The sequence below is a fragment of the Trichocoleus sp. FACHB-262 genome (genome assembly GCF_014696035.1).
Taxonomy (GTDB): Bacteria; Cyanobacteriota; Cyanobacteriia; order FACHB-46; family FACHB-46; genus Trichocoleus.
In genome coordinates, this window is sequence record NZ_JACJPK010000085.1 from 192,068 (window position 1) to 198,652 (window position 6,585).

Sequence of the window (6,585 nt, forward strand, 5' to 3'; positions counted from 1 at the left end):
CCCTATAACCTGGTAACTAAATTTGCTCTCTCCAACTTTAGAATGTCCTACGATTGGTTGACCTCTAGCCACTTGATTATGCTGGGGCTGCTCTTGGGATTTGCGATCGCCCATAGTGGCTTAGCAGCCCTGCGCTCCCGTGGCGAGAAATTGATTGGCCCTCGCCTCTATCGAGTTTTATTTGCGTTGGTGAGTTTGCCCTTCGCCTCAGTGCTGATTATTTACTTCTTCAATCATCGCTACGACGGTTTACAGCTATGGCAAGTGCAAGGCGTGCCTGGAGTCAAGGAAACGGTTTGGATTCTCTCTGCTATTTCCTTTTTGTTTCTTTATCCAGCGACATTTAACTTGTTGGAAGTTGCAGCCATTCAGAAACCTCAGGTGCACCTGTTTGAGACGGGGATCATGCGGGTTACCCGCCATCCGCAAATGATAGGGCAGCTAATTTGGTGTATTGCTCATACACTATGGTTGGGCACTACCTTTACACTTTTGACCTCGGTGGGTCTAATGGCGCATCATCTCTTTGCCGTGTGGCATGGCGATCGCCGTCTCCAAGCTCGCTACGGTGAATCTTTTGAAACCCTAAAATCCCGCACTTCTGTAATTCCTTTTTTAGCGGTCTGGCAGGGTCATCAAACCCTTAGTTGGCGAGAGTTTATGCGTCCTGCTTATGTAGGAGTAGCAGGATTTGTTCTAATTTTTTGGTGGGTACATCCACTTTTAATGCGTGCCACGGGGAGCGTAGGCTGGTAGCATGATCCCAAACGAGATCAAATAACAAACCTTGAGGGATCATGCAATTGTCTGTGAATGAGCGGACGTTTAAACAAGAGGTTTTAGAATCTCCAACTCCCGTTTTAGTAAATTTTGGGGCTCCTTGGTGTGGTCTTTGCCGCATGATTAATCCTCTGCTCAGCCACTTCCACGCGGAGTGGGGTGAGCAAGTCAAGTTGGTGGGGATCAACGCAGACGAAAGCCTCAAGCTATCTAGCACCTATCGGCTCACTACCTTGCCGACTCTACTTTGGTTTGAAGGCGGCAAGGTTCTGCATCGCATTGACAGCTTTCATGGGCGTGACGACCTACGGCTGGCTCTAGAGAAAATTGCGCTGAGCCGAACCCTCTCTGCCAGTAAATTGCCGACTTCTCCATAACAACAAACCTTTGATACAGACTTAAACAGACTTAATTGGTACTATCAACACTTGCAAAAGCGCATATAACAACCCAACGAGTCACATTAACTCAATTATTTTTTTCAAATTAATTCTTTGCGTCAATTCCCATTCAGGATGCTTGAATGGGGAAATTTATGCTGAGATGAAACTGGGAATACTGACGGCACCTTGACTGTTTTGCATTTAAGGCCGTAGATGTAGTCGAAAACATCTACTGTTAATTCTTGGCTAAGCCCTGCTTCAAGCTAAAGACGTTGATTTCTACTTGACAGTCTCCGTCCCAAGTGTATGCCAGAATGTTAAGGGCTTTGCCAACATAGAGTAGGTAGAAAAACTAAAGTAGGCGCGAGTGATGGAACCGATATATCAGTATGCCTGGCTGATTCCAGTGCTACCGCTGCTAGGCGCGATGATAGTGGGCCTAGGGTTAATCTCTTATGGAGAAACCACAGCCCGTCTGCGACGTGTCAGCGCAGTCTTCATCGTGTCGCTGATTGGAGCGGCAATGGTGCTCTCCTTTGCGTTGCTTTGGAGTCAGTGGCAAGGACACGAAACTTATACCCAAATGATTGATTGGGCCGCAGCTGGCAATTTCCAGCTAGCAATGGGGTATACCATTGACCACCTCACATCACTGATGCTGGTGATTGTGACGACGGTGGCCTTCCTAGTAATGGTCTACACCGATGGCTATATGGCTCATGACCCAGGATATGTGCGCTTCTACGCCTACCTGAGTTTGTTCAGCTCCTCTATGTTGGGTCTGGTCATTAGCCCAAACTTGGTGCAGGTCTACATTTTTTGGGAACTGGTAGGGATGTGCTCCTACCTGCTGATCGGATTTTGGTACGATCGCAAAGCTGCTGCCGATGCTTGCCAAAAAGCTTTTGTCACCAACCGAGTCGGTGACTTTGGTTTGCTGCTAGGAATTTTGGGCTTATTCTGGGCCACCAATAGCTTCGAGTTCGATGTGATTGGCGATCGCCTGCATGAACTCACGGCTTCTGGATCTTTGAGTGCAGGGCTAGCCGCCTTATTTGCGGTTTTAGTCTTTTTAGGACCAGTCGCGAAATCGGCTCAGTTTCCGCTGCATGTTTGGCTACCCGACGCGATGGAAGGCCCGACTCCCATTTCTGCCCTGATTCACGCGGCAACGATGGTGGCAGCGGGTGTATTCCTGATTGCTCGGATGTTTCCAGTGTTTGAGGGCATCCCCCTCGTGATGGATGTGATTGCCTGGACAGGAGCCTTCACAGCGTTCCTGGGAGCCACGATCGCAATTACCCAAAACGATATTAAAAAAGGTCTAGCTTACTCCACCATGTCCCAGTTGGGTTACATGGTGATGGCGATGGGGGCAGGGGCTTACACAGCAGGGCTGTTCCACCTAATGACTCATGCCTACTTTAAGGCGATGTTGTTCTTGGGTTCTGGCTCTGTGATTCATGGCATGGAAGCCGTGGTAGGCCATGATCCAGCTTACGCCCAGGATATGCGGTTGATGGGTGGTCTGCGGAAGTATATGCCGATCACAGGTTTAACTTTCCTCATTGGCACCCTAGCTATTTCTGGAATTCCGCCTTTTGCGGGTTTCTGGTCTAAAGATGAGATTTTGGGAGCTGCTTTTGCTGCCAATCCCGCTCTGTGGGCGGTCGGCTGGCTAACCGCTGGGATCACTGCTTTCTACATGTTCCGCATGTACTTCTCAACCTTTGAAGGCCCATTCCGGGGTGCAGACTCTGACATTCGCCAGAAAATTCGGATTGAAACGCTGCAAGCTCGTGGTTTAGCGTTTGGCCCTGGGGCGATGAATCCTCAAGAGCTAACTCTAGGCGAAGCTGAGGATCATGAAGTGCATACCGGGGACGATCATGAGCATAGCGGCTCTCCCCATGAATCGCCGATCACCATGACGCTGCCGCTGTTGGTGTTGGCAGTGCCTTCGATGCTGATTGGTTTGATAGGGACTCCCTTCAATAACTACTTTGAAGCGTTCATTCACCCACCCACGGAAGCGGCGCACGAGGTGATGGAAGCGGCAGAAGCTTTTAACTTGAATGAGTTTCTGGTGTTGGCAGGCGGCTCCGTTGGCGTTTCCCTGATTGGGATCACGCTGGCTTCGCTGATGTATCTGCGGCACCAAATTGATCCAGGGGCGATCGCGGCTAAGATTCCTTCCTTCTACAAACTCTCCAAAAATAAGTGGTACTTTGACGAAATCTACGACGCGGTCTTCATCCAAGGCAGCCGTCGTCTGGCTCGTCAAGTGCTAGAGGTAGACGTGCGGATTGTAGACGGGGTTGTGAACCTAGCGGGATTCGTTACCTTAATTACAGGCGAAGGTCTGAAATATCTAGAGAATGGTCGAGCGCAGTTCTACGCCTTGATTGTGTTTGGGGCGGTGCTGGGCTTGGTAATTCTCTCTGGCATTACCTAAAACGACAGGGGCGGGACCATCCCGCCCTTTGCGGTTTAAAACTGAGTTTTGATTGATTGTGATTTGAAGCTGTTATGGATTTGACACATTTTCCTTGGCTCAGTACGAGCATTTTGTTTCCGATCGCGGCAGCTTTGCTCTTGCCCATCATTCCAGATAAGGATGGTCGCACTGTCCGCTGGTATGCCCTAGTTGTGGGACTGCTCGATTTTGCCCTACTGGTTTACGCTTTTTATACGCAATACGACTTCTCCAACCCAGGCTTGCAACTGGTGGAGAGCTATTCCTGGGTGCCGCAACTAGACCTGAAATGGTCGGTGGGTGCTGATGGCCTCTCCATGCCGCTGATTTTGCTCACAGGCTTTATTACGACGTTGGCAACTTTGGCAGCTTGGCCTGTCACCCTGAAGCCAAAACTGTTTTACTTCCTGCTGCTAGCGATGTATGGCGGTCAGATTGCGGTGTTTGCTGTACAGGATATGCTGCTGTTCTTCCTGGTGTGGGAGCTGGAGCTGATCCCGGTTTATCTGCTGTTGGCGATTTGGGGTGGCAAAAAGCGCCTCTATGCCGCGACCAAGTTTATCCTTTATACGGCTGGGGGATCGCTGTTCATTTTGGTGGCCGCTTTGGCGATGGCCTTCTATGGCGATACGGTCACGTTTGACATGCGAGCGCTGATGGATAAACATCTGCCTGTCAACTTGCAGTTCTGGCTGTATGCCGCATTCTTGATTGCTTACGCGGTGAAGCTGCCGATCTTCCCCTTGCATACTTGGCTACCGGATGCCCACGGGGAGGCAACGGCTCCAGTCCACATGTTGCTGGCGGGAATTCTGCTGAAAATGGGTGGTTATGCCCTGATTCGGATGAATGCTGAAATGCTACCCGATGCCCACGCCTACTTCGCCCCAATTTTGGTGGTGTTAGGGGTGGTGAACATCATCTACGCAGCGCTGACCTCGTTTGCCCAGCGCAACTTGAAGCGAAAAATTGCCTATTCCTCGATTTCGCACATGGGCTTTGTGCTGATTGGGATTGGCTCCTTTACCGATTTGGGCTTGAGTGGCGCGGTGCTGCAAATGGTCTCCCACGGTCTGATTGGGGCCAGCCTCTTCTTCCTGGTAGGGGCTACCTACGATCGCACCCATACGCTGATTTTGGATGAGATGGGTGGTGTGGGTAAACAAATGCCCAAAATTTTCTCAATGTTTACCACTTGCTCATTAGCTTCCTTGGCTCTGCCTGGGATGAGTGGATTTGTGGCTGAGTTAATGGTGTTTGTCGGCTTCTCTACCAGTGATGCTTACAGCTCCACCTTTAAGGTGATCATTGTCTTCTTGGCTGCGATCGGGGTGATTCTGACTCCGATTTACCTACTCTCGATGCTACGAGAAATCTTCTTTGGGCCAGAAAACAAGGAACTCACGTCTCACGAAACTTTGATTGATGCTGAGCCGCGTGAAGTGTTCATCGTGGCTTGCTTACTGATCCCTATTATCGGGATTGGTTTCTACCCCAAGCTGTTGACACAGGTCTACGACGCTAAAACCCAACAACTCACAGCTCGCTTGCGTGATTCTGTGTTTACGATCGCTCAAAGGCCACAATCAACCACAGCTTCGGCGCTACCTTCTTTCTTGCCACTGGGGATCAAAGCGCAATCGCTCCAAGCTCCGACGCTGGGCGATCGCTAACCCTCGACTAATTCTTTTGTTCATTAGTTAAACTTTTGCGAAACCTCAGCTCCCCGCTGGGGTTTTTTGTTGGGCGATCGCGTCCTGCTAGATGCGTTGAGCATAATGGGAGCATGACCCAAGTTGCGTGAGGTGAAGCAGCGATGGTGGTTCAGCTACTCCGGCGGCAGTTTACGGTGGCGAAGTATCACCAAATGGTTGAGGCAGGCATTTTGACTGAGGATGACCGAGTGGAGTTGCTTGAGGGAGAAGTGATTGAGCTATGGTCTATCAGTAGCCGTCATGCTGCTTGTGTGAATCGTTTAACTTATTTATTCCACGATCGCCTGCGAGAGCGAGCCATTGTTCGAGTTCAAAATCCGGTGGAGTTAAGCGATCGCTCGGAACCGCAACCAGATTTAGTGTTACTGCAACTTCGTCCAAATTTGTACGAAGCGGGTTATCCCCAAGCACAGGATATTTTGTTGCTGGTAGAAGTGGCGGATACAACGGTTGAGTTTGATCAAGAGATCAAGATGCCGCTTTATGCCAAGAGTGGGGTGCGAGAAGTGTGGCTGGTAGATTTGAACGAGAACGCGATCGCGATTTACCGGGAGCCGAGTTTGAGTGGTTATGGGCAGGTGCAAGAGTTACGGCGAGGGCAAGAATTAACGGTGCAGCTATTCCCAGATATTAGTTTGGCTGTAGAGAAACTGTTAGGACAAGGGAACAATTTTAATTGAGTAAATATTATTCAACTTTCACCCGTCGAAAATTCTGAACAGTTAGGATTTCCGAAGCGAGTCAAGGTGCATGGACGGCTAAAAAGCTCAACATCTATCGCTTGAGGCCAATAAATTTTTCAGAGGAATAACCGTGCAAGAATCACCATTTTGGAAATCGATCACTAAAAAAGTATCAGAAGTTAGTGAGACTGTTAATAACAAAGCTCAGCAGGTAGGAAAAGTAGCCGCAGAAAAGGCATCAGAAATTGGAACGACTGTTAGTGATGCTGCATCGAAAACGAGTCAAAACATTGCAGAAACAGTAACTAAGGCTGGAACAGCCACAAACAACGCTACAGCACAGCAAGTCAGCCAAACAGTAGCAGAAGTAGCTATGAGAGCTGGAGAAACAATTAGCAAAAATGCTGCACAAGCAAGTCAGGTAATTTTAGACACTATAGCAATCCTAATCAAGTTGTAAGGATAAGGAGAAGTTATTAGGCTGAGAGAAGGACTCGTAACTAACTCACAAGAAATGGATTCACTCCAGCAATTCATTGCCACCACCA

At 49.2% G+C, this 6,585-nt stretch carries 6 protein-coding genes; all 6 read left to right on the top strand.

Annotated elements, in window-relative coordinates:
* Positions 1 to 42 precede the first annotated feature (42 nt).
* The 6 genes from H6F68_RS17540 (at position 43) to H6F68_RS17565 (ending at position 6,497) form a co-directional block, all read left to right on the top strand.
* Positions 43 to 756: an NnrU family protein gene (locus tag H6F68_RS17540; RefSeq protein ID WP_190560961.1), complete on the top strand. Its 714-nt coding sequence runs from the start codon at positions 43 to 45 to the stop codon at positions 754 to 756.
* Positions 757 to 797: 41 nt separating this feature from the next.
* On the top strand, positions 798 to 1,157 hold the full coding sequence (locus H6F68_RS17545) for a co-chaperone YbbN (protein WP_190560963.1): 360 nt from the start codon (positions 798 to 800) through the stop codon (positions 1,155 to 1,157).
* A gap of 376 nt (positions 1,158 to 1,533) precedes the next feature.
* A complete protein-coding gene (locus H6F68_RS17550; protein WP_190560965.1) occupies positions 1,534 to 3,618 on the top strand; it encodes an NAD(P)H-quinone oxidoreductase subunit 5 in 2,085 nt (694 codons plus the stop codon).
* Positions 3,619 to 3,698: 80 nt separating this feature from the next.
* Positions 3,699 to 5,312, top strand: coding sequence for an NAD(P)H-quinone oxidoreductase subunit 4 (locus H6F68_RS17555; RefSeq protein WP_199300151.1), 1,614 nt, complete (start codon positions 3,699 to 3,701; stop codon positions 5,310 to 5,312).
* A gap of 143 nt (positions 5,313 to 5,455) precedes the next feature.
* The gene (locus H6F68_RS17560) at positions 5,456 to 6,034 is read left to right on the top strand and encodes a Uma2 family endonuclease (RefSeq protein WP_190560968.1); all 579 of its coding nucleotides are present in this window, start codon (positions 5,456 to 5,458) and stop codon (positions 6,032 to 6,034) included.
* A 133-nt stretch (positions 6,035 to 6,167) separates the two neighbouring features.
* Entirely contained in the window at positions 6,168 to 6,497 is a 330-nt protein-coding gene (locus H6F68_RS17565) for a hypothetical protein (RefSeq protein ID WP_190560970.1), read from the top strand.
* Positions 6,498 to 6,585: the final 88 nt, after the last annotated feature.

Coding starts and splice junctions, on each gene's coding strand:
- H6F68_RS17540 (WP_190560961.1), top strand. CDS start 43: ATGTCCTACGATTGGTTGACCTCTAGCCACTTGATTATGCTGGGGCTG.
- H6F68_RS17550 (WP_190560965.1), top strand. CDS start 1,534: ATGGAACCGATATATCAGTATGCCTGGCTGATTCCAGTGCTACCGCTG.
- H6F68_RS17545 (WP_190560963.1), top strand. CDS start 798: ATGCAATTGTCTGTGAATGAGCGGACGTTTAAACAAGAGGTTTTAGAA.
- H6F68_RS17560 (WP_190560968.1), top strand. CDS start 5,456: ATGGTGGTTCAGCTACTCCGGCGGCAGTTTACGGTGGCGAAGTATCAC.